The following is a 21,170-nucleotide window of genomic DNA, read 5'->3' as shown; positions in this document are numbered from 1 at the left end:
GCTTAAGGGGGCCCTTATGTCCGCTTACCGGCGTGTCCGCCTACAGGCGACGCCAGGTCCAGGTCGTGGACGCCTCCAGCGGGTCGATGGGGGTCACCAGACGGGGGTGCGTGTTGAGGCCGTTGGGCGGGCCGGTCTGCGGTTCGACGCACACGGCTTCGGCCTGCTCGTCGTAGACGACGACCCACTCCTCGCGGGACGCGATCTTCACCTCCAGCTGTTCCGGCCAGGTGAGGGTGACGTCGACGCCGTCGGGCATGCCGAAGCAGTCGTCCCAGGGGCCGGGGCGGGGGTCGACGCGGTTGCCGGTGGGGAGGTGGTCCGCGCCGCGCTCCTCCTGCCAGGCGGGCCGGAAGTCGATGCGTACGTCCGCGCCGCCGTCCGTCAGGGTGCGGTTGAACCAGGGGTGCCAGCCGACCTGCGCCGGGAAGGAGGAGTCGTACGCCTCCACGGACATGGTGAGGGTGAGGGCGTCCGGGGTGAGGCTGAACACCTGTGTGACGCGGCCGGGGTAGGGCCAGGGCTCGACCAGGTCGTACGTGAGGACGGCCTCGCCGGCGTCGTGGCGGGCGACGCGCCAGGCGCCCTCGCGGGTGGTGCCGTGGATGGCGTGGGGCGGGGCGTTGAGGGGCATCTGCTGCACGCTGCCGCCGCTGAGGAACTGTCCGTCGCGGACCCGTCCGCACCACGGCACCATCGGGAAGCAGCCGAACCGCTCGCCCTGGCGCAGCAGTTCGACCCCACCGACCCGCAGCCCCGCCACCCGGCCACCGTTCCCCGGCGCCAACACGACCTCCGCGTCACCCGCGGCCAACGTGATCTCTTCGCTACTCACGCCTCGACCCTACTGGTCGACGAGACGGGGGAGTTAGGGGACAGCCCCGGGGGTGGGGGTGAGTGCCGACAGGGGAGGGCGGGGGCTGGAGCGGGGCGGCCGGGGACGGGCGCGCCGTGGCGGACTGGGGTCGGCCACTGCGGAGGCCGGGCGTGGCCGCCGCGTCGCTCGGCTCCGACATCGTCGAGTCCGAGGCGCCCGACCAGACCGCCTCCGGGGCCGCCCAGCAGAGCGTGGCGCTCGCGGAGACCTGTTCGGGCGCCCGACCAGGCCGCCTCCGGTACAACCCAGCGGAGCGTGGGCCTCGCGAAGACCTGGCCGGATGCCGGGAGCGGGGGCTGGGGCTCGATGCGGGAGCTTGGCCGGGGACGAAGGTGCGGTGGCGGGAGGGGGGCCGGGCGCGGGGGCGTGTCGGGTCAGCGGCGTTTGCGTAGGGCTCGGCTGACGATGATGGCCGAGGCGACGGCCAGGGCCGCTGCCGGGGCCGCCCAGCGGAGCGTGGCGCTCGCGGAGACCGGTTCGGGCACCGGGACGGGGGCGTAGCGGCCGCGGGGCGGGGCGTGGTCGACCTCCTCCGCGCTGCGGCCGATCATCGTCCGGCGTGCGTGCGCCGCCTCGGCCGGTGGTTCCTCCCCGGCGACGAAGCCGCCCTCGCCGAAGGGGTCCAGCGCCGACGGCGGGACGTCGGTCTCGAAGACGGAGGCGGACGGCTCGTCCTCACCCGAAGCCGAAGCCGACGGCTCTTCGTCGGCGGCAGCCTCGGGCTTGGCCGAAGCCGACGGCTCCTCGTCGGCGGCAGCCTCGGGCTTGGCCGGAGTCGAGGGTTCCTCGTCGGCGGCGGCCTCGGGCTCGGTGGGGGCCTGGGGTTCGGTCCTCGAGGGAGGCTTCGGCTCTGGTTCGGGGTCCGGTCCGGTCGGCAGGTTCTCCGCGAACCTGCTCAGCAGGCGGGTGGCGGCCGAGGTCACCTGGTCGGCGGGGAGTTCGGTGATGCGGCCGGTGGCCGTGGCCGTGCCGGAGCAGGCCAGCGTCGTGCCCTCGGCGCCCGGGACGAGGCGGAGGGTGAGCGTGAGTTTCACGGTCCCGGAGCCCCGCGCCTCGGCGGCGTCCCCCTCCACCAGGTAGGAATCGTCCTCCTGGGGCGTCACGCGCAGGGTGCCCCGGTAGGTGATGGTGTGCCCCGCGACCCGTACCTTCAGACGCCCCGCGACCGGCGGCGTACCCGCGTCCTGCTGGAGCCCGGGGACCGCGCGGGCCACCCGCTCGGGGTCGGCGAGCGCCTCGCGAAGGCGGCCGACGGGAACCGGAACGAACACCTCATGCTCCATGGCAGTGGAGCCTACCCACGAGGCCCCGCACCGCACCCGTACATACGCGTTATCGCTCGTGTTCCGCCCACGCGGCCCCACCCCACCACCTGAGGGGCACGCGCCCGGCGACCGCTCAGCCCGCGTACCTCGGGTGCACCAGCGTCGACGGCGGCAGGTCCCGCACCCCGCCGCCGGCGCTGAGTCGGGTGACCCCGGCGCCGAGCGCCAGGGCTGGGTGACGGCCGCCGTCGGGTCGGGTCGCCAGGACGAAGCCCCAGTCGTGGGGCGCGCGGGTGGTGTGGGCCGTACGGTCGGGTCCGGTCACGAATCCGGGGTCGGCGGCGCTCACACGGTAGGGCGTGGTGCGCAGCCCGGCGGCGCGGACGGTCGCGTCGACCGTCCAGAACACCTGCCGCCGGGACGCCACCGGCCCGGCGTGCACCACCATGCGGCCGTCGACCGCGAGGACCTCACGGGCCAGCCCGTAGAACTCCTGCGAGTACAGCTTCGTGCTCGCCGTGATCCCGGGGTCGGGGAGGTCCGAGATGACGACGTCGTACGGCTCGGCCGGCCGCGCGCCGCGCAGCCAGGCGAAGGAGTCCTCCGTGTGGACGCGGACCCGGTCGTCGTCGTGGGCGTGCCCGTTGAGCGCGGAGAGCGCCGTATCGGTGCGGGCCAGGCGCACCACACCCGGGTCGATCTCGACGATGTCCACCTGCCGTACGCCGTCGTGGCGGAGCACCTCGCGGGCGGCGAGGCCGTCACCGCCGCCGAGGACGAGGACGCGGGCGTGGGGTCCGGCGTCCATGGCGGGGTGGACGAGGGCCCGGTGGTAGCGCTGTTCGTCGCTGCCGCTGATCCGCAGCCGGCCGTCGAGGAAGAGGGAGAGCGGCCGGCCGTCCCGGCCGCCGGTGAGGACGACCTCCTGCCGGCCGGTCTGCAACGCGACCCGTACGTCCTTGCCGTACACCGCGCGCCGTGCGGCGCGCTCGAAGTCGTCGACGTGTACGGCGGCGGTGGCGAGGAGAGCGAGGACGGCGAGGTTGGTGACCAGCAGCAGCCAGCGGGCGCGGCGGGTCAGGTCGCGGTGGAACAGGCCGAGGACCAGCGCGCCGCCGACGAGGGCGTTGACCGTGCCGGTGAGCAGGGCGCCGGTCAACTGGCCCAGCCAGGGCAGCAGGAGGAAGGGGAAGGCGAGGCCGCCGACGAGCGCGCCCACGTAGTCGGCCGCGAACAGGTCGGCGACCGCGCCGCCCGCGTCCTGGCGGCGGATGCGCTGGATCAGCTCCATCAGCAGGGGGACCTCGGCGCCGATGAGCAGGCCGATGGCCAGGGAGAAGGCGACGAGGAGATACCGGGAACCGCTCGCCCACATACCGCCCCAGTCGCCGGTCCACGCGAACGCCGCGTACAGCGCGAGGGCGCTGCAGCCGCCGACGAGGGCGAGGGCGGCCTCGATGGCGCCGAAACCGAGGGCCGCGCGGGGGCGGAGGCGTTTGGCGGCGAGGGAGCCGATGCCCATGGCGAAGACCATGACGGAGAGGACCACGGAGGCCTGGGTGACGGAGTCGCCGATCAAGTACGAGGCGAGGGCGACGAGTTCGAGTTCGTACACGAGTCCGCAGGCGGCGCAGACGAACACACCGGCGAGGACGAGGAAACGGCCGATCCCCGGGCGGACCGGGAGCCACGCGTGGGCGCCGGGGCCGCCATGGCCGGGACCGCCCTGGCCGCCGGGACCGCCGGGGCCGCCGGGGCCGCGCCAGGGGGGTGGGGCGCCGGGGGGTGCGGGGGCGTGCGGCTCGATCACTCCTGGCACGCTACCGTCACGGTCACGCTCCGCTGGGTCACCCACACGGGTGGTCTGCGACGCTTGGCCGGGCGCCTAATAGCTCGGGAGTTCGGGTGGTTGGGCGACTGCGGGTGCGTGGAACATCTCGCGCAGTTCCCCGCGCCCCTGAAAAGCAGAGGCTGCGCCCCGTGCTTTTCAGGCCCGCAGGGCCGTGGTCTTTCCAGGCCCGCAGGGGCCTGGTCTTTTAGGGGCGCGGGGAAGTGCGCGAGAAGCCCCACCGAACCCGCACCCACCCACTCACTCGCTCACTCACCACAACCACCCCACCCCTGACCCACCCACACACCCGAACCGCCTCCACGGCCCCAAGTCACAGCCGCACCGAAACCCGCACCCCCACCCGCGTCCGTGTGGCCACCAGTTGCCCGTCCTGCGGATACGCGTGCCAGGTACGCCAGTGCACTTGTCCCTCGTACCGCTGCGCGAGCATCGCCGTGAACGCGTGCGGGCTGCCGGGGAACACCCCGGCCAGCCCGTGCGGATGGTCGGAGACGAGCGCCAGCAGTTCCTGCGCGCGCCCCGCGAAGGACCCCGGCGACAACACCTCGACGCGCGCGGCGAATTCGTACTCCCAGTCGCCCACACGTTTGGCCACCCCGAGCGGGAGAGGCGTGCTGGATCCCGGGATGCACGCGACCGTCTCCGAACAGTGGCTCCCCCGCTCCTCCTCCAGGAGCACCTGGTGGGACGCGCCGAGCAGCCTCAACTGCAGTTTCGCACCGGCGAGTTCGAGATCGAGCGTGGCGAGCGCGGGCAGCGGCTCGCGCCCCAGGGCCCAGGCGAGGTCTGCCGCGCGCGTGTCGGTGTAGGCGGTGTTCAGGGTCGTGAGCATGGGTCGGCTCCGCAGCGACGCAAAGAGAAAGTGAAGAGGAGTGGGTCCGGCGCACCCCGGTCGGCGCCGGGAGCTGTGGCCCGGTCAGCCAGGTCGCGTGAGGACGACGTCCCGGTCGGTCCGGTCAGCCAGGTCAGGCCTGCCGGGAGGGACGTCCGGGGGCTGCGTTGGCGATTTATAGGGAATCATGAACTGTGGCGTAACCACAGCGTTTTTACCCAACTTGACGTGCTTTCCATCCCCCCGAGGGCAGCCCAGCTCAACTGTTCAACCAGGCGTACGCCCCATCGGCTGACGCGCTCCCCGCGCGCCCACCGAGCCGGGCGCGCGAACTCGGGGGAGCGCCTGCCGGACAACCGGGCCCACCCGGCGTACTCAGGCGCGAAGAGGCACCACACCGGTGCGCCTGCCCCGTCACGGCGGAGCTACACACACGAGCCGCACACACCGGCCACACACGCGAGCGCCCGCCGGGAACTCCGTCCCGGCGGGCGCTCGTGTCGTGGAGCTCGGCTGCCCCGTGTCAGCTGCCTCCACCGCATCCGCCCCCGCCACCGCCGCCGCAGGAGGACCCGCCACCACAGGACGAGCCACTGCTGCTGCCGCACGAGGACCCGCTGCCGCTGCCGCAGGACGAGCCCCCACCGCCGGACGACGAACCGCGGTCGTCGTTCGACGAGTGGTGGGACGATCCCGAGTCGTGGACGGCCGCCGCCCCGATCACCCACCAGCTGTTGTCGGAGCCGCTGTTGTCGCCACCGCTGTCGCCCCGGCTGCTGCGGTACGAGCTCCCGCCCCGGCCGGCCGCCTGACGGCGCCGTGCCGCCGCGCGTGCCGCGTTCGCCCTGCCGCGGTTGACGGCCACGACGATCACCGTCACCACACAGACCACCGCCAGGATGATGCCGATCACCGCGATCGCGTTCATGGCGTCACCCCTCCCCTCTTGTCCTGAGTCCCCCGAAGCGGCCCCCGTGGGCGCCTCGTTCACATGTGTCGCGGGGATGCCCCCGCCGATTGACCACGGACGTGGCCACGCCCCCCGACCGCGACCGCGGTCACCGCGTGCGCGCGGTCAGCTGCCGCCGCCGCAGCCGCCTCCCCCACCGCAGGAGGACCCGCCGCCGCACGACGAGCCGCTCCCGCAGGACGAATGGCTGGACGACGAACCGCTGGACGACGAACCCCCGCCCGCCCACCAGCTGCCGCGCCGGCCGCGTCGCCTGGAACTCCTGACGACGGCGACGACGATGGCCAGACCGATGGCGCTGAGCAACAGGATGAACCCGACTTCCGGCATGGCCCACCCTCCCCTCTTCTTTGCGTGTGTCCCCCGAAGCGCCCCCCGTGGGTGCCTCGCTCACTTGCGTGTGGCGGGGATGCCCCCGCCGATGACCGCTCAAAGCCGAGTTGAGCAAGTCCAGAGCTTCGCGCGCGGCGGCACGTCCTCAGCTGCCGCCACCGCAACCGCCGCCTCCCCCACCACAGGACGACCCGCCTCCGCACGACGAGCCACCGCCGCAGGAGAAGAAGCTGCCACCGGACGACCGGTGGGACGACCCGCCGTCCGCCCACCAGCTGTTGCGGCGGCTGCGCCGCGAGCCTCGGCCGAGCGACGACACCACACCGATCAGGGCGACCGCGCCCATGAAGCAGATGAAGAAGACGGTCATCACGACACCCACCTTTCGTTCCCCCGTACGGACCCCCCGTGGGCCGTGCGTGACGTGGGGATGCCCTCGCGTCTCACCGGTCAAAGCCGAGTTGAGGAAGTCCAGAGCTTCGGCGCAGGATGACGCCCATGACCTCCAGCTCAAGCCCCGCCCGCGCCGCTCGCCCTCCGCTCAACCGGCGGCTCGCCGAGTTCGGGACGACGATCTTCGCCGAGATGTCGGCGCTCGCCCTGCAGACCGGCTCGATCAACCTCGGGCAGGGCTTCCCGGACACGGACGGCCCCGAGGAGATCCGTGAGGCCGCCGTACGGGCGCTGCGCGACGGCCGGGGCAACCAGTACCCGCCGGGTCCCGGTGTGCCCGAGCTGCGCGCCGCGATCGTCGACCACCAGCGGCGACGGTACGGACTGACGTTCGACACGGACACCGAGGTGCTGGTCACGGCCGGTGCCACGGAGGCCATCGCGGCCGCCCTGCTCGGGCTGCTGGAGCCGGGCGACGAGGTGGTGGCCCTGGAGCCGTACTACGACTCGTACGCGGCGTGCATCGCGATGGCGGGCGGCACGCGCGTACCGGTGACGCTGCGGCCGTCCGAGGGCTCGGGCGGGGAGCGGCGATTCCGGCTGGACCTGGACGAGCTGCGGGACGCGGTCACCGACCGGACGCGGCTGCTGCTGATCAACACGCCGCACAACCCGACCGGGACGGTCCTCACCCGCGAGGAGCTGACGGCGATCGCCGAGCTGGCGGTGGAGCGGGACCTGCTGGTGGTGACGGACGAGGTCTACGAACATCTGGTCTTCGACGACGCCGAGCATCTGCCGCTGGCGTCGTTCCCGGGGATGCGGGAGCGGACGGTCACCATCGGGTCGGCGGGCAAGACGTTCTCGTTCACCGGGTGGAAGGTGGGCTGGGTGACGGCCGCGCCCGCGCTGGTGACGGCGGTGCGCTCGGCGAAGCAGTACCTCACCTATGTGGCGTCGGGGCCGTTCCAGTACGCCGTCGCCGAGGCCCTCGCGCTGCCGGACAGCTACTTCGAGGCGTTCCGCGCGGACATGCTGGCCAAGCGGGACCTGCTGGCGACGGGCCTGAAGGACGCCGGCTTCGGGGTCTTCCGCACGGCGGGCACGTACTTCCTCACCACCGACATCCGCCCACTCGGCGAGACCGACGGCTTCGCCTTCTGCCGCGCCCTGCCCGAACGCGCGGGCGTGGTGGCCATCCCGAACGCCGTCTTCTACGACCACCGCGAGGCCGGCGCCCCGTTCGTACGGTTCGCCTTCTGCAAGCGCACGGAGGTGCTGGAGGAGGCGGCTAAGCGGCTCCGGTCGGCCTTCGCGCGCTGACCACCGTCGTACGGCTCCTCCGATCGCCGATCACTCCGGAAGCGGGAGCTCGTCGAGGTCGAGGGTGAAGGTGCGGCCGTCGGCCAAGGGGATGGGGAGCTTACCCGTGCCGTACTTGTGGGTGTGTGCCGCGATGTAACCCGTGTCGGTCGGCTGGGTGTGGAGGACGACTTCCTGGGCGTACGGGTCGACGACCAGGTAGATCGGGATGCCGTAGCGACCGTACTTGGCCGTGCAGTCGTCGTAGTCCTTGCGCGCGGAGGAGGTCGAGACGACCTCGGAGATCAGCAGGACGTCCTCGAAGCTGTACCGCTTGCCTTCCTTGCGTGCGTCCTCGCGCAGGATCGCCAGGTCGGGGGCGGAGTTCTCGTCTGCGGGGAAGTCGATATAGACATCGGAGGTGACCTTCGCGTGACGGCCGAGGGCGTGAGCGGAGTCGATCTGCATCGACCGGATGGTGCTGGAGTGCTCCTCGCTCTGCGGGGTCATGATCACCTTTCCGTCAGCTCCGAACAGGACCGTGTATCCCTTGGGGAACTCGGTGTGCACGATCGCGTCGACGCTCATGGACGGCTCCTTCCCTCGTGCGGTCAGGATACGGCGGGCGGTGCCCTGCGCGGACATGCTGGCCATGCGCGACCTGCTCAGCCGGTCGCGGGTAGTTGGTTCCGGGTGCGGCAGTCCCGGCAGTGGCTGTGTCCTGCGGAGCGAAAGCCGCGGTCGCAGCCGTCGCGGTTCCGCATCCTCAGGACCGCCGGGCGACACGCGAGCGCCGCTCTCCCGGTCCGGTTGTCTCCATCACGGCCCGTTCTCGCAGCAGGTCACCCTGGCGCGAATGAAACGTACGAGAGCCCGGTCGGGGCACATCGCCATGGTGGCGGGCGCTCCGGCCGGGCTCTCGTATGTCTGTCTGCTGCCTGCTGTCTGTCTATCTGTCCGCGGGGCTGTTCCGGCCGTCGTGCGCCGGGCCTCCGCGGCGTCCCCGGGGTCGAACGGCCCCGGGGCCACGGAGGTGCGGAGGGGGCGGCTACGCGTCGCCCTCGTCGTCCTTGGGCTTTTCGGCCTCGTCGACGTCCTCGGCCAGGCCGAGCTGTTCGACGAGCCACTTGTCGAACTCGATGGCCGCGCGCACCCAGCTCACCGTCGACGAGACGAAGTGCTCCAGGCTGACGCCGGTGCCGATCAGCAGCTGGGCCTCGCCGATGAGACGGACCGTGCCGTCGTCGTGGGTGTGGCTGTAGACCTTGGGCCACAGCGTGCGGCGGTTCCAGTCGTCGATGGTCTCCAGCAGGGCCGGCTTCTCGTCGATCTGGTGCGGCCGGTCGTAGAACGTGCGCACCGAGAAGACCTGCTGGTCACCCTCGCCACGGAACATGAAGTACGTACGGAATTCCTCCCACGGCGCCGCGAGGTCACCCTCGTCGTCGACGACGTACTTCAGCTCCATCTGGTCCAGGAGCTGCTTCACGAGGTCCTGATCCGGGACCACGGGGCCGGGCGGCGGGCCGGGCTGCGGCTCGGGCTGGCCCCCGAAGTTCGGAATCGAGGACGGGTCGATGCTCACCGTGATTTTCCCTTCGTACGGATTCCGCCATCCTCCCCCATGCGGGGGCGGGAGTGGCAACCCCCGCCCCGCGTGGTTCGTCGCCCTTGGCCGGATCCGGGAGGGGATTCAGCTACGAGCGTGGCCGGGAACCTTTCGGGTACCCCCGGTCACGGGTTCTTCTCCATCGACGGGGAGGTGGACGGGGAGGTCGTGCCGTCCGTTCCGGAGGCGGTCGGCCCGCCCGTCGCCGGACCCACGATCAGGCCCTCTCCCTCGCCGAACGTGTCCACGCGGACCGTGTCGCCGTCCTTGATCTCGCCGGAGAGGATCTCCTTGGCGAGGCGGTCGCCGATGGCGGTCTGGACGAGGCGGCGCAGGGGGCGGGCGCCGTAGGCCGGATCGTTGCCCTCGTCGGCGAGCCAGGCCAGGGCCGCGGGGGTGATCTCCAGGGTGAGGCGGCGCTCGGCGAGGCGCTTGGCGAGCCGGTCGATCTGGAGCTTCGCGATGCGCTCCAGCTCCGTCTTGTTCAGCGCGGAGAAGACGACCAGGTCGTCCAGGCGGTTGAGGAACTCCGGCTTGAAGGAGGCCCGCACCACGTCCATGACCTGCTGTTTCTTCACCACCTCGGTGGTGAGCGGGTCGACCAGGTACTGGCTGCCCAGGTTCGAGGTGAGGATCAGGATGGTGTTGCGGAAGTCGACCGTGCGGCCCTGGCCGTCGGTGAGGCGGCCGTCGTCGAGGACCTGGAGGAGGATGTCGAAGACCTCCGGGTGGGCCTTCTCCACCTCGTCGAGCAGGACCACGGAGTACGGGCGCCTGCGGACGGACTCCGTCAGCTGGCCGCCCTCCTCGTAGCCGATGTAGCCGGGGGGCGCGCCGACCAGCCGGGCCACGCTGTGCTTCTCGCTGTACTCCGACATGTCGATGCGGATCATGGCCCGCTCGTCGTCGAAGAGGAAGTCGGCGAGGGCCTTGGCCAGCTCGGTCTTGCCGACACCGGTCGGGCCGAGGAAGACGAAGGAGCCGGTCGGGCGGTCCGGGTCGGCGATACCGGCGCGGGAGCGGCGTACGGCGTCGGACACCGCCCGCACGGCCTCGGTCTGGCCGATGAGGCGGCGGCCCAGCTCGTCCTCCATGCGGAGCAGCTTCTGCGTCTCGCCCTCCAGCAGCCGGCCCGCCGGGATGCCGGTCCAGGAGGCGACGACGTCGGCGATGTCGTCGGCGCCGACCTCGTCCTTGACCATCGTGTTCTTGGACGCGGCGGCCTCCTCCTCGGCCTCGGAGGCCTCCTCCAACGCCCGTTCCAGCGTGGGGATCTCGCCGTAGAGGAGCTTGGAGGCAGTGTCGAAGTCGCCGTCGCGCTGGGCGCGTTCGGCCTGGCCGCGCAACTCGTCGAGTTTCTCCTTGAGTTCACCGACGGCGTTGAGGGACTGCTTCTCCTTCTCCCAGCGGGCGGTGAGGCCGCGCAGCTCCTCCTCCTTGTCGGCGAGGTCGCGGCGCAGGCGCTCCAGGCGCTCGCGGGAGGCGGCGTCGGTCTCCTTGTCGAGGGCCATCTCCTCCATGCGCAGCCGGTCCACGGACCGCTGGAGCTCGTCGATCTCGACGGGCGAGGAGTCGATCTCCATGCGGAGCCGCGAGGCGGACTCGTCGACGAGGTCGATGGCCTTGTCGGGCAGGAAGCGGGAGGTGATGTACCGGTCGGAGAGGGTGGCGGCGGCGACCAGCGCCGCGTCCGCGATGACGACCTTGTGGTGGGCCTCGTAGCGGCCCTTGAGTCCGCGCAGGATGGCGATGGTGTCCTCGACGGTCGGCTCGGCGACCAGCACCTGCTGGAAGCGGCGCTCCAGCGCCGGGTCCTTCTCGATGCGCTCGCGGTACTCGTCGAGGGTGGTGGCGCCGACCATGCGCAGTTCACCGCGGGCCAGCATCGGCTTCAGCATGTTGCCGGCGTCCATCGCGGAGTCGCCGCCGGCGCCCGCGCCGACGACCGTGTGCAGCTCGTCGATGAAGGTGATGATCTGCCCGTCGGAGTCCTTGATCTCCGCGAGGACGGTCTTCAGGCGCTCCTCGAACTCGCCCCGGTACTTCGCCCCGGCGACCATCGCGCCCAGGTCGAGCGAGACCAGCCGCTTGTCCTTCAGCGACTCGGGCACGTCGCCCTTGACGATCCGCTGGGCGAGCCCCTCGACGACGGCCGTCTTGCCGACGCCGGGCTCACCGATCAGCACGGGGTTGTTCTTGGTCCGGCGGCTGAGCACCTGCACCACCCGCCGGATCTCCTGGTCCCGGCCGATGACGGGATCGAGCTTGCCCTCCCGCGCTGCGGCGGTGAAGTCGGTCCCGAACTTCTCCAGGGCCTTGTACTGGCCCTCCGGATCGGCGGTGGTCACCCGGCGTCCTCCCCTTGCCTTCTGGAACGCCTCCTGCAACTTCCTGGCGTTCGCCCCCTGCCGGGAGAGTACGTCCCCGGCCTGGCCGCCCTTGTCCGCGACCCCGATCAGGAGGTGCTCGGTGGAGACGTACTCGTCGCCCAGCTCCTTCGCCCTGGCCTGGGCCTCGGCGACGACGCTCAGCAGCTCACGGTTGGGCTGGGGCGGCGAGACGGTGGAGCCGGTCACGCTGGGCAGACCGGCCAGGATCTTCTCCGCGCCCGCGCGCACGGCCGCCTGATCGGCGTCGACGGCGGCGAGCAGGTCCGTGATGTTCTCGTTGTCCTGGCCCTGGAGCAGAGCCAGCAGCAGGTGGGCGGGGGTGAAGTCGGGGTGCCCCTCGGACACGGCCCGGTTGCTGGCCGCGTTGATCGCGTCCCGGCTCCTGTTGGTCAGCTCGGCGTCCACGTTCGCGTTTCCCTCCTTGCGTCAGCCGTCGGCCACGGTGACTTGAGCAACGTACACAAAGTTGAGTCTATTCCACTCAAGGTGGCGCCGGGAGGGGTTCCCTCGGGGTTCCCCTCGGACCCGCCGCCGGGTCGGCCGCTACATTCCAGGACCGTGAGCATCTATCGCGTGGACCTGGACGACCCGGACGCCGCCTACCTCGCCTTCTGGCAGGAGCGCCACCTCTGCACACTGACCACCCTCCGCGCCGACGGCAGCCCCCATGTGGTGCCGGTCGGAGTGACATACGAACCCGAGGCCCGTCTCGCTCGGGTGATCACCCGTACGGGGAGCGCGAAGGCGCGGCATGTGCGCGCGGCGGGCGCCGAGGGCGCCCGGGTCGCGGTGTGCCAACTGGAGGGGGCGCGCTGGGCCACGCTGGAGGGGCTCGCCCGGGTGTACGAGGACCGCGAGCGGGTCGCGGAGGCCGAGCGGCGGTACGCGGAGCGGTACGGCAGGGAGCCGCGACCCAATCCGGAGCGCGTCGTGATCGAGATCGAGTTGACGCGGGCGCTGGGGCGGGGCTGACCCGGGGGTGCGACCGGGTGCGCCCGGGCGCGGCCGGCGCGCCGACGGTGACCGCCCGCTTCCGGTTGACCTTTTTTCGGACAGATGGACGGGCGGGCGGGGTGGACCCGATACCGGGCGGCATCCTGAAATGTCGCCGTAAACCTGCAGCGGCGTCACCGTGTTCAGGTCACGGTGACGCCGCTGCTGGGGAAGCGCCTGAGCGATTTGAAACGACGGGGGAATCGCTTCAGGCACTGCGGGGGGTGGCTGAGACGGCCGTGGAGGCCGGGGTCTCCGGCTCGGCGAGCCGGTGGTCGCGCTGGTCGAGATTGACGAAGACCATCCCGTACCGAACGGCACACCGTACTGGCTGCGGCGCGCCGCGCGGTCGCCGCAGACACCGGTACGCCCGGATGTCCTCGTCCTCGTCCCGGGTCACCACCACCGGTTCGCCGAACACGGTCACCATCAACGAGTCACCGCTGTGGGGGATGGCGGTGGCCAGGTCGATGAAGTGCCAGCCGGAGCGATAGGCGGTGGCCATCTCGCGCCGGAAGGAACGGTCGTCGGGAGGAGTCGTCATGTCATTCAGTCCCAGACGCTGTCTTGTTCGCCGGTCTCCGCGGTAGAACCGGCTTCAGCTGCCACCACGGCAGTCGACGCCTCGTCACCGTTCGCCGGTCGAGCAACGCTCTCCGTGCCGGAAAGGCCGCTCAGCGCACCGAAAGCCACAACGGTGGAGAAGGCGGCGACAAGCACCGAGCGAAGCATTCTGTTACGCATAGTCGGCTTCGTCCTCACTTGAAGGTCCCCTCTTCCCCCGTCGGGTACGACGATGACTCATTCGGGCACGTCATGGCCACATAATCGATGCATCATGTTCCTGCATGTTCAGGACCCTGGGGGGTGGAGATTTGGTGACAAACCGAACTAAAGCGGCACATCCCCATTCAGTGACCGAGCTGTGCGAGGAAGGTGGGCGCCTCTACGCGAACGCCCTGCGGGTAGGACGTATCGCCCGCGCCGACGTGGAATCCGCGCCCTGCCTGGTGGAGTTCGCGCTGCTCCACCCGGATCCGGACGACATCGGCTGGCTGCGTCCCGTGGCCCCCCTGGTCGCACTGGCCCAGCGGCTGACTCCCCTCGAGCGCGAGATCAGCGAGCGCAGACGGCTGTCGATCGAGCTCTCCGACGCCTTCGAGCCCTTCATGGCCCTCACCGCCCAGGAGACCGCGCCCACGCACTCGATCACGGTCCTGGAGGGACTGGACCGCATCAACACGGCACTCGACCTCGCCACCGCCGAGTGCCAGACGGAGATGCTGACGGTCCAGCCGAGCGGGCGCCGCCGCCCCGAGCAGCGGCTCATCGAAGGACTGGAGCGCGACCGACCGCTGATCGAACGGGGAGTACGGCTGCGCACCCTGTACCAACACACCGCCCGCTACAGCCCCGAACGTCTGGCTTACATCGACCAGATCGGCGACGGCAAGGTGGAGATACGGACGATCGACGAACTCGTAGAGCGGCTCATCATCTGCGACGAGAGCGTCGCCTTCATCCCCGTGCGGGACGACCGGCAGGTCGCCCTGGAGCTGCGCCATCCCGGACTCGTCCGCTACCTGGTCAAGGTCTTCGAGTTCATGTGGTCCCGCGCGGTCCCGCTGAGTGCCGGGGCCCCCTACGAGACGGCCTCCGACGGCATCACGGACATCCAGCACTCCATCGCCAAGCTCCTCGTCGAAGGCCACGTGGACGAGGCCATCGCACGCCGCCTGGGCATGAACGTCCGCACCTGCCGCGCCCACATAGCCAAGCTGGCGACCGTGCTGGGCAGCGGCAGCAGGGCCCAACTCGGCTATCTGATAGCGCAGTCGGGGATCCTGGAACAGGGGCACAGCCACTGACGGCCGAGGGAAGCGAGCGCGAGTGACCAGCGGGGTCCACGGGCACCGAAGGGACGAACTGTGCGCGGCCGGCAGCGAGTTGTACGCGCGGGCGCTGCGCGAGGGGCGGGTGCGCGGCGAGGAGGCGGTCGCGGCGCCCTGCCTGGTCGAGGCCGGGCTGCTGCACCCGGCGGTCGGGGACCCCGACTGGCTGGAGCCGACCGGCCCGGCGACCGCCCTGCACCGGCTGTTGCGCGGCATCGAGGACCGGGTCGCCGAGGAACGGCGCCGGGAGGAGCAACTCACGGCGTCCTTCGAACCGTTACTGCGCATCGCGGAGCGGCGGACCGCACCGGCCGACAGCGGAACGCCGGCGATCACCCTGCTCGGCGGCGTCGAGCAGATCAACACCGCCCTCACCGACGCCCTGGCCGAGGCGAGCCGGGAGCTGCTCTGCATCCAACCGCGCAACCACCAGCACGGCACACGCGGACGGGACGGCCAAGCCGGTTCACTGGGCCGCGATCAGGCCGTACTGGCCCGGGGCGCCCGCATCCGTACGCTCTATCCCCACACCCTCCGGCACTCGCCCCTCATCCGGGCCCGCTACGAGCAACTGCGCGGCGACGCCCAGGCGCGCACCCTGGACGAGGTCACCGACCGGCTCATCCTCGTCGACCGCACGGTGGCGTTCATTCCCGCCGACGCCGAGCAGACTCTGGCCCTGGAGATCCGGCATCCCGCCCTGATCTCCTTCCTCGCCACCACCTTCGACCGCCTCTGGCACCTGGCCACGCCCATGTACCCCGAGGCCGTCCAGCTGCCCGTGATCGACGGCATCACCCCGCGCCAGCGTGCCATCGCGCGCCTGCTGGTCGAGGGGCACACCGACACGTCCATCGCCGATCGGCTCGGTCTCAACGTCCGTACCGCCCGCCTCCACATCGCCAAGCTCGCCGCCCAACTCGGCAGTGAGAGCAGGGCTCAGCTCGGGTATCTCATCGGGCGGTCGGGGATCCTGGAGCAGGAGCCGTAGGAGCCGTAGGAGCCGTAGGAGCCGTAGGGACTGTGGCGGCCGTAGGCGTCACGGGAGTTGGGGTCGGCAGGGCCGGGAGGTCGTCCGGGGAGGAGCGCGGCGGCCCGTCCAGGCCCGCCTCCGCGATGCGGACGCCCAGTTGCGTGCGGCTGGCCGCGCCGAGGCGTTCGGAGAGGCGGGCGATGTGGGCGCGGCAGGTGCGCACGCTGATGCCGAGCCGCTCCGCGACCACCGCGTCCTGGTGGCCCTCCGCCAGCAGCGCCGCGATGGACCGTTCCCGGTGGGTGATGCCGGCGACGCCGGTCGACGGGAGGGACGTGGCGAGCGGGACGCCGAGGCGCCAGAGGCGTTCGAAGACCGTGACCAGGTACTCCACCAGCGCGGGGTGGCGGATCTCCAGGGCCATGGTGCGGTCGGAGTTCGCGGGGATGAAGGCGACCGTGCGGTCGAAGACGATGAGGCGTTCCACGACCTCGTCGAGGGTGCGGGCCTCCGCCGACTCCCCCATCAGCTCCATGTAGTTGTGCAGGCCCTGCCCGTGCCGGGCCACATGCGTGTACAGGTCCCGCATCCGCACACCCCGCCGGCACATCGCCAGCGCCCGGTGCAGCCCCTCGCGCAGTTCGTCCTCGCGCCGGATGCCGCCGGGCTGCACGGTCAGCACCTCGGTCGTACAGCGGTCGGTGGCCTCGTCGATCGCCGCGCGGATCCGGGACAGCCCGTCGAGCACCCGGATCGCCGTGCTCTCCGCCGCGTGCCGGGCCCGGGAGCCGCCGAGGCCCGCGTACCACTCGACGGCGTCCACCGCCGCGCCCACCCGGGCCTGACTGGCGCTGACCTCGGCGTGGACACTGCGCAGCAGCCGGGTCATGACCTCCTGCGGCGAGGTGGGCACCAGCCAGCCCATGTCGTCGGGGTCGGGGTGCAGCAGGGCGAGTTCGAGCAGACAGGGCACGGGGTCGGCGTCCGCGCGCGGGACCCGGCCCCGCCGTACGGCCCGGGAGTACACGCGGTCCCCGGCCGCGCAGAGCCGGTCGGCACCGTGCGGATGCTCCTCGGTCGCGTGCCCGGCCATCGCCCAATTCACCCCCGGTTCCAGCCCCCTCGCAGCGCAACTATGCGCGGCCCGCACCGGCTCCGCAACACGGCTGCGCCAGGGTTATGCCCTCATAGGTGCGGTTACGTCCGCGTTTCTCCACCCCTCAGGCAGTGCGCCCTGCAACAAGGTCAACGACCCGGGACTGGAGCCCCGGGCTTGCACAGCGGGCGCCACTGGCTGTGGTGCTGCGCTTGCGTCCGGTCCCGCTCCCGGATGTCGGGGGTGGGTCTGGGGCGGTTGACTGCGCCCCGCGTCGCCACAACTCTTCCGCGCGGGCGCGGATGTTGCGGGAGCTGTTGCGGTCTGCGTGATCAACGAATCCGCAGGACCGGCACGCGAACCACGCCTGGGAGACCCGGTTCGCTCTGTCGATGTGGCCGCATTCGGCGCAGGTGCGGGAGGTGTACGCCGGATCGACGTACACCACCGGCACCCCGGCCTTCTTGGCCTTGTACGCGATGAACGCGCCCAGCTGAGCGAAGCTCCAGCTGGAGTGGGTGGCCCGTTGGGGCTTGCGAAGCCGTACCCGTTCGCGAATGCCCGTCAGTTCCTCCAGGGCGATTCCGCGTCCGGTGCGTTCTGCCTCGGCCACCACATGCTTCGCGATCTTGTGGTTGATGTCCTTCGCCCGCCGGGCCTCCTTGCGCCGCCGCTTCTTCAGCCGGCGTTTGGCAGACGGGGTGTTCTTCTTTTGCAGCTTGGTGCGCAGCGTGCGTTCACGCAGCCGTCACCGGTTGAGTTCGCGCCCCGCCATGATCTGACCGTCCGAGGTGGTGGCGATGTTCACGATCCCCAGGTCGATACCGAGGAAGCCGTCCGGATCGGCGTTCGGTTCGGTTTCGGGGATCTCAGGTGGCGTTCAGGAACCACATGCCGTTCCGGTACAGCAGGTCGGACTCGCCCTTGCGGTACAGGGCCAGACGGGCCAGCTGCTCCGGGGAGGCGGTGAACGCAACCTGCTTCACCCTCCCCGACAACGTCCAGATGGAGACGGTCCGGTCGGTGATCTGCCAGGACAGCATCCGGTCGTCAAAGGGCTGCGCACCGTCAGGCCGGAACGTGATCGGTTTCTCGGTGGCGCGCCGGTACCGCTTGGGCCACCGCTTGCCCAGGTTCCCGGCCTTCTCATTCGCCGCCAGCGTGCGGTAGGCGTCGCTGGTCTTCTTGATGACGTGCTGGGCAGCCTGCGCCCCCAGGCCCCACCGCTGCTTGATCTCGCGGTAGGTGTGCTCGCGCAGCGCGAAATTCCGCTTCACATCCTGGGCGAAGGCCACCCCGGACACCCAGGACGCCGCCTCGTTGCAGGCACGCAGAGTCGCCTCAAGCGCCGCCGCCTGTACGGGCGTCGGCAACAGCTTGACCTGCACCACCAGCTTCATGACACCCGAACCTACACAGCCACCCGCACACACAGACCACTTCCGCACACCTGTCCCACCATCCAGCGACCCACCAGCCATACGTTCGACATTGCCCCGGCTTCGCCGCAGCCCTGCGGGCGCTCCGCACCTGAACTCCCGGACACTGCGATCCTCCGCGTCGCCACCACACGATGCGATTCCTCCCAGGCGTAAACGCCCGGGGTTCCTCGCATGAATCTCGCTGAAGTCAACGACGGAAGCGCCCCGCGCACGCCTCGGTCCGGCACGCCCGCCTTGCGCCGGGTCCGTTGCGCCCTCGCCGCGTCGGGCCTGTTGCGTCCCCGCACGCCCGCGCGAACGGCAGGTCGTCGGACGGAGATCCCGGTGACTGTTCCCCCCGCGCGGCCGCGCCGCGTCTCCCCCACCCGGCCGTACTTCAAACCCTCCGTTTCCGCAGGTCGTGGCCGTTCCCGCAAGATGGCGGAAACGCATCGGTGATCAGGGCGTTACGGAGCGCGCTTACCGTCGGGCCATGGCGGACATATTTGACGCGTACGCGTTGGCCGACGCGTGGGACGAGATGTTCGAGCGGCCGGGTGAGGTCAGGGCCGCCTATGAGCCGGTGCTCGCGGCGCTCCAGCCGATCGAGCCGGCCGAACTGCGGTTCAGGGCGGACCAGATGGCCCGCGCGTTCACCGACCGGGGCGTGACGTACGCCTTCGCGGGCGAGGAGAGACCCTGGCCGCTGGATCTGGTGCCGCGCATCCTGGACGCCCTGGAGTGGGATCTGATCCAGCGCGGAGTGGCCCAGCGCGTACGGGCGTTGGAGGCGTACCTCGCCGACGCGTACGGGCCGTGCCGGGCCTTCGAGGACGGGGTGGTGCCCTGGCGGCTGCTCCTCAACTCCCCCCATTTCCACCGGGCCGCGCACGGCGTGGAGCCCCCGGGAGGGGTTCGTATCCATGTCGCCGGCATCGACCTCGTACGGGACGAGGCGGGCGACTTCCGGGTGCTGGAGGACAACGTCCGGGTGCCGTCCGGGGTGTCGTACGTCATCGAGAACCGGCGGGCGATGACCCGGGTGTTCCCGTCCCTCTTCGCCGAGCAGCACGTGGTGCCGGTGGACGGGTACGCGCAGCGGCTGCTCGCCGCGCTGCGGGCCGCCGCGCCGGGCGGGATCGGCGATCCGCGTGTCGTCGTCCTCACGCCCGGCCCCAACAACGCCGCCTACTTCGAGCACGCCCTGCTGGCCCGGCTGATGGGCGTGCAGTTGGTGGAGGGGCATGATCTCGTCTGCCGGTCCAACCGGGTGTGGATGCGGACGACGCGCGGGGAGATGCCGGTCCATGTCGTATACCGGCGGCTCGACGACGACTTCCTCGATCCCCTCCACTTCCGGCCGGACTCGGTGATCGGCTGCCCCGGCGTCATGAGCGCCGCGATGGCGGGCAACGTGACGCTGGCGAACGCCGTCGGCAACGGCATCGCGGACGACAAGCTGCTCTACACGTACGTCCCCGACCTCATCCGCTACTACCTCTCCGAGGAACCGATTCTCCCGAATGTGGAGTCCTTCCGGCCGGACGAGCCCGGACAGCTGGAGGCGGTTCTCGACCAGATCGACCGGCTGGTGATCAAGCCGGTCGACGGGGCCGGCGGGCAGGGCATCGTCATCGGGCCGAAGGCGGACCGGGAGACGCTGGAGCGGACCCGGGAGGCCGTGGCGGCCGATCCGCGCGGCTGGATCGCGCAGCGGCCGGTCGCCCTGTCCACCTCCCCCACCCTCGCCGGTGAGCGGATGGCCCCGCGCCACATCGACCTGCGGCCCTTCGCCGTCAACGACGGCAGCGACGTGTGGGTCCTGCCGGGCGGGCTGACCCGCGTCGCCCTCCAGGAGGGCAACCTCATCGTCAACTCCAGCCAGGGCGGCGGCTCCAAGGACACCTGGGTGCTCGCCGAGGGCCCCGCCGAGCAGCGCCCCGAGGAGCCCGGCGGCCCGCTCCCGCAGAAGGCGCCGCGCCAGCTCGGCCCCGACGGCACCCGCGCGGTCGTCCAGGAAGGAGCGCAGCAGCAGTGAACGACGTGATCCTCTCCCGGATAGCCGAGGCCCTGACCTGGACGGGGCGGTACGTGGAGCGGGCCGACGCGACCGGCCGCATCCTCGACGCCTACCTCCACCGCCTCCTCGAAGACCCCTGGCGCGACGAGGACGCCGCCTGCCGCTCGCTCTACGCGATCCTCGGCGTCGACGCGCCCGACCGGCACTGCGACATGCAGCAGGTGCTGGACCGGCTGGCCTTCGACGCCCGCTCGACGGGGTCGATCGAGGGCGCGCTCGGGGCGGCCCGGCTGAACGCCCGCAGCGCCCGCGAGGCGGTGTCGTCGGAGATGTGGGAGTGCCTGAACTCCACCTGGCACGCGCTCGCCGACCAGCGCACGGCCGCGCGCCGCACGGGCGGCCCGTACGCGTATCTGGAGCTGGTACGGCGTCGGGCGGCGCTCTTCTTCGGGCTCGCGGACTCCACGATGAGCCGGGACGACAGCTGGCGTTTCGTGGTGCTGGGCCGCAGCCTGGAGCGGGTGGACATGACGGTGCGGCTGCTGTCGGTACGGGTGCTGGACGCGGCGCACGCGCCGGACTGGCCGACCCTGCTGAGCGCGAGCGGCGCCGACGAGGCGTACGCGCGGGTGTACGGCGGCTTCGGCGACAGCCCCAGGGTGGCGGAGTTCCTGCTCCTTGACCGCGACTTCCCGCGCTCGGCGCTGCACGCCCTGACCACGGCGGAGGAGTGCCTGTCGGCGCTCGGCCGGCCCCGCCAGGACCCGGCCCGACGTCCGATCGGCGCCCTGCGCACCCACCTCGAATACCTCGACTCCGAGGCGCTGGAGGCCGGACTGCCGGCGCTGCTGCGCGACCTCCAGCAGGCGTGCATGGCCTCGGCGGAGGCGGTCGCCGAGAAGTTCTTCCCGTACCAGGGGCCCGTCGAGTGGGCCCAGGAAGGCGCGTGAGC

General features: G+C 71.4%; 19 protein-coding genes and 1 pseudogene. 6 read left to right on the top strand and 14 right to left on the bottom strand.

The annotated features are described in order from the left end of the window. Nucleotides 1–40 precede the first annotated feature (40 nt). From L3078_RS25595 to L3078_RS25565, 7 genes are all read right to left on the bottom strand, one after another. Nucleotides 41–835, bottom strand: coding sequence for an aldose epimerase family protein (locus tag L3078_RS25595; protein WP_239756289.1), 795 nt, complete (start codon nt 833–835; stop codon nt 41–43). Between the two features lie 416 nt (nt 836–1,251). After that, nucleotides 1,252–2,160, bottom strand: coding sequence for an SRPBCC family protein (locus L3078_RS25590; RefSeq protein WP_239756288.1), 909 nt, complete (start codon nt 2,158–2,160; stop codon nt 1,252–1,254). 115 nt (nt 2,161–2,275) lie between these two features. Then, the gene (locus L3078_RS25585) at nt 2,276–3,952 is read right to left on the bottom strand and encodes a polyamine aminopropyltransferase (RefSeq protein ID WP_239756287.1); all 1,677 of its coding nucleotides are present in this window, start codon (nt 3,950–3,952) and stop codon (nt 2,276–2,278) included. Between the two features lie 352 nt (nt 3,953–4,304). Next, entirely contained in the window at nt 4,305–4,826 is a 522-nt protein-coding gene (locus tag L3078_RS25580) for a DUF2617 family protein (protein ID WP_239756286.1), read from the bottom strand. 523 nt (nt 4,827–5,349) lie between these two features. Continuing rightward, nucleotides 5,350–5,754: a hypothetical protein gene (locus tag L3078_RS25575; protein WP_239756285.1), complete on the bottom strand. Its 405-nt coding sequence runs from the start codon at nt 5,752–5,754 to the stop codon at nt 5,350–5,352. 147 nt (nt 5,755–5,901) lie between these two features. Beyond that, nucleotides 5,902–6,126, bottom strand: coding sequence for a hypothetical protein (locus L3078_RS25570; RefSeq protein WP_239756284.1), 225 nt, complete (start codon nt 6,124–6,126; stop codon nt 5,902–5,904). Nucleotides 6,127–6,274: 148 nt separating this feature from the next. Continuing rightward, the gene (locus tag L3078_RS25565; protein ID WP_239756283.1) at nt 6,275–6,499 is read right to left on the bottom strand and encodes a hypothetical protein; all 225 of its coding nucleotides are present in this window, start codon (nt 6,497–6,499) and stop codon (nt 6,275–6,277) included. A 119-nt stretch (nt 6,500–6,618) separates the two neighbouring features. Here L3078_RS25565 and L3078_RS25560 point away from each other — a divergent pair, with 119 nt between their 5' ends. After that, a complete protein-coding gene (locus L3078_RS25560; RefSeq protein ID WP_239756282.1) occupies nt 6,619–7,845 on the top strand; it encodes a pyridoxal phosphate-dependent aminotransferase in 1,227 nt (408 codons plus the stop codon). A 30-nt stretch (nt 7,846–7,875) separates the two neighbouring features. Here L3078_RS25560 and L3078_RS25555 read toward each other — a convergent pair whose 3' ends face one another. The 3 genes from L3078_RS25555 to clpB form a co-directional block, all read right to left on the bottom strand. Next, nucleotides 7,876–8,412, bottom strand: a complete 537-nt coding sequence (locus L3078_RS25555) for a Uma2 family endonuclease (protein WP_239756281.1) — start codon at nt 8,410–8,412, stop codon at nt 7,876–7,878. A 460-nt stretch (nt 8,413–8,872) separates the two neighbouring features. Next, entirely contained in the window at nt 8,873–9,409 is a 537-nt protein-coding gene (locus L3078_RS25550; protein WP_239756280.1) for a YbjN domain-containing protein, read from the bottom strand. A gap of 149 nt (nt 9,410–9,558) precedes the next feature. Beyond that, the gene (gene clpB / locus L3078_RS25545; RefSeq protein ID WP_239756279.1) at nt 9,559–12,228 is read right to left on the bottom strand and encodes an ATP-dependent chaperone ClpB; all 2,670 of its coding nucleotides are present in this window, start codon (nt 12,226–12,228) and stop codon (nt 9,559–9,561) included. A 153-nt stretch (nt 12,229–12,381) separates the two neighbouring features. Between clpB and L3078_RS25540 the strand changes: the two genes are divergently transcribed. Further along, complete coding sequence (locus L3078_RS25540; RefSeq protein ID WP_239756278.1) at nt 12,382–12,795, top strand: pyridoxamine 5'-phosphate oxidase family protein; 414 nt, start codon at nt 12,382–12,384, stop codon at nt 12,793–12,795. A 229-nt stretch (nt 12,796–13,024) separates the two neighbouring features. Here L3078_RS25540 and L3078_RS25535 read toward each other — a convergent pair whose 3' ends face one another. Both L3078_RS25535 and L3078_RS25530 read right to left on the bottom strand, forming a co-directional pair. Next, entirely contained in the window at nt 13,025–13,360 is a 336-nt protein-coding gene (locus L3078_RS25535) for a Rieske (2Fe-2S) protein (protein WP_037702762.1), read from the bottom strand. Nucleotides 13,361–13,365: 5 nt separating this feature from the next. After that, entirely contained in the window at nt 13,366–13,560 is a 195-nt protein-coding gene (locus L3078_RS25530; protein WP_420864098.1) for a hypothetical protein, read from the bottom strand. 104 nt (nt 13,561–13,664) lie between these two features. Between L3078_RS25530 and L3078_RS25525 the strand changes: the two genes are divergently transcribed. Together L3078_RS25525 and L3078_RS25520 are read left to right on the top strand one after the other, a co-directional pair. After that, nucleotides 13,665–14,684 (top strand): helix-turn-helix transcriptional regulator, encoded by a 1,020-nt coding sequence (locus tag L3078_RS25525; RefSeq protein ID WP_239756277.1) that lies wholly within the window; start codon nt 13,665–13,667, stop codon nt 14,682–14,684. Between the two features lie 22 nt (nt 14,685–14,706). Continuing rightward, on the top strand, nt 14,707–15,699 hold the full coding sequence (locus L3078_RS25520; protein ID WP_239756276.1) for a helix-turn-helix transcriptional regulator: 993 nt from the start codon (nt 14,707–14,709) through the stop codon (nt 15,697–15,699). Here the strand turns inward: L3078_RS25520 and L3078_RS25515 are convergent. Both L3078_RS25515 and L3078_RS25510 read right to left on the bottom strand, forming a co-directional pair. Continuing rightward, nucleotides 15,662–16,774, bottom strand: a complete 1,113-nt coding sequence (locus L3078_RS25515) for a helix-turn-helix transcriptional regulator (RefSeq protein WP_239756275.1) — start codon at nt 16,772–16,774, stop codon at nt 15,662–15,664. The two genes, L3078_RS25520 and L3078_RS25515, sit on opposite strands and share 38 nt — an antisense overlap. A 127-nt stretch (nt 16,775–16,901) precedes the next feature. Further along, nucleotides 16,902–18,177: pseudogene (locus L3078_RS25510) on the bottom strand (RNA-guided endonuclease InsQ/TnpB family protein). A 514-nt stretch (nt 18,178–18,691) separates the two neighbouring features. On the opposite strand from L3078_RS25510, the gene L3078_RS25505 reads away from it, so the two are divergent. Together L3078_RS25505 and L3078_RS25500 are read left to right on the top strand one after the other, a co-directional pair. Then, nucleotides 18,692–20,236: a circularly permuted type 2 ATP-grasp protein gene (locus L3078_RS25505; RefSeq protein WP_239756274.1), complete on the top strand. Its 1,545-nt coding sequence runs from the start codon at nt 18,692–18,694 to the stop codon at nt 20,234–20,236. Then, nucleotides 20,233–21,168: an alpha-E domain-containing protein gene (locus L3078_RS25500; protein ID WP_239756273.1), complete on the top strand. Its 936-nt coding sequence runs from the start codon at nt 20,233–20,235 to the stop codon at nt 21,166–21,168. The genes L3078_RS25505 and L3078_RS25500 overlap by 4 nt, the downstream gene beginning before the upstream one ends. Nucleotides 21,169–21,170 lie beyond the last annotated feature (2 nt).

The sequence above is a fragment of the Streptomyces deccanensis genome, assembly GCF_022385335.1.
Lineage (GTDB): Bacteria > Actinomycetota > Actinomycetes > Streptomycetales > Streptomycetaceae > Streptomyces > Streptomyces deccanensis.
This window is presented reverse-complemented; position numbering and strand designations above follow the sequence as displayed.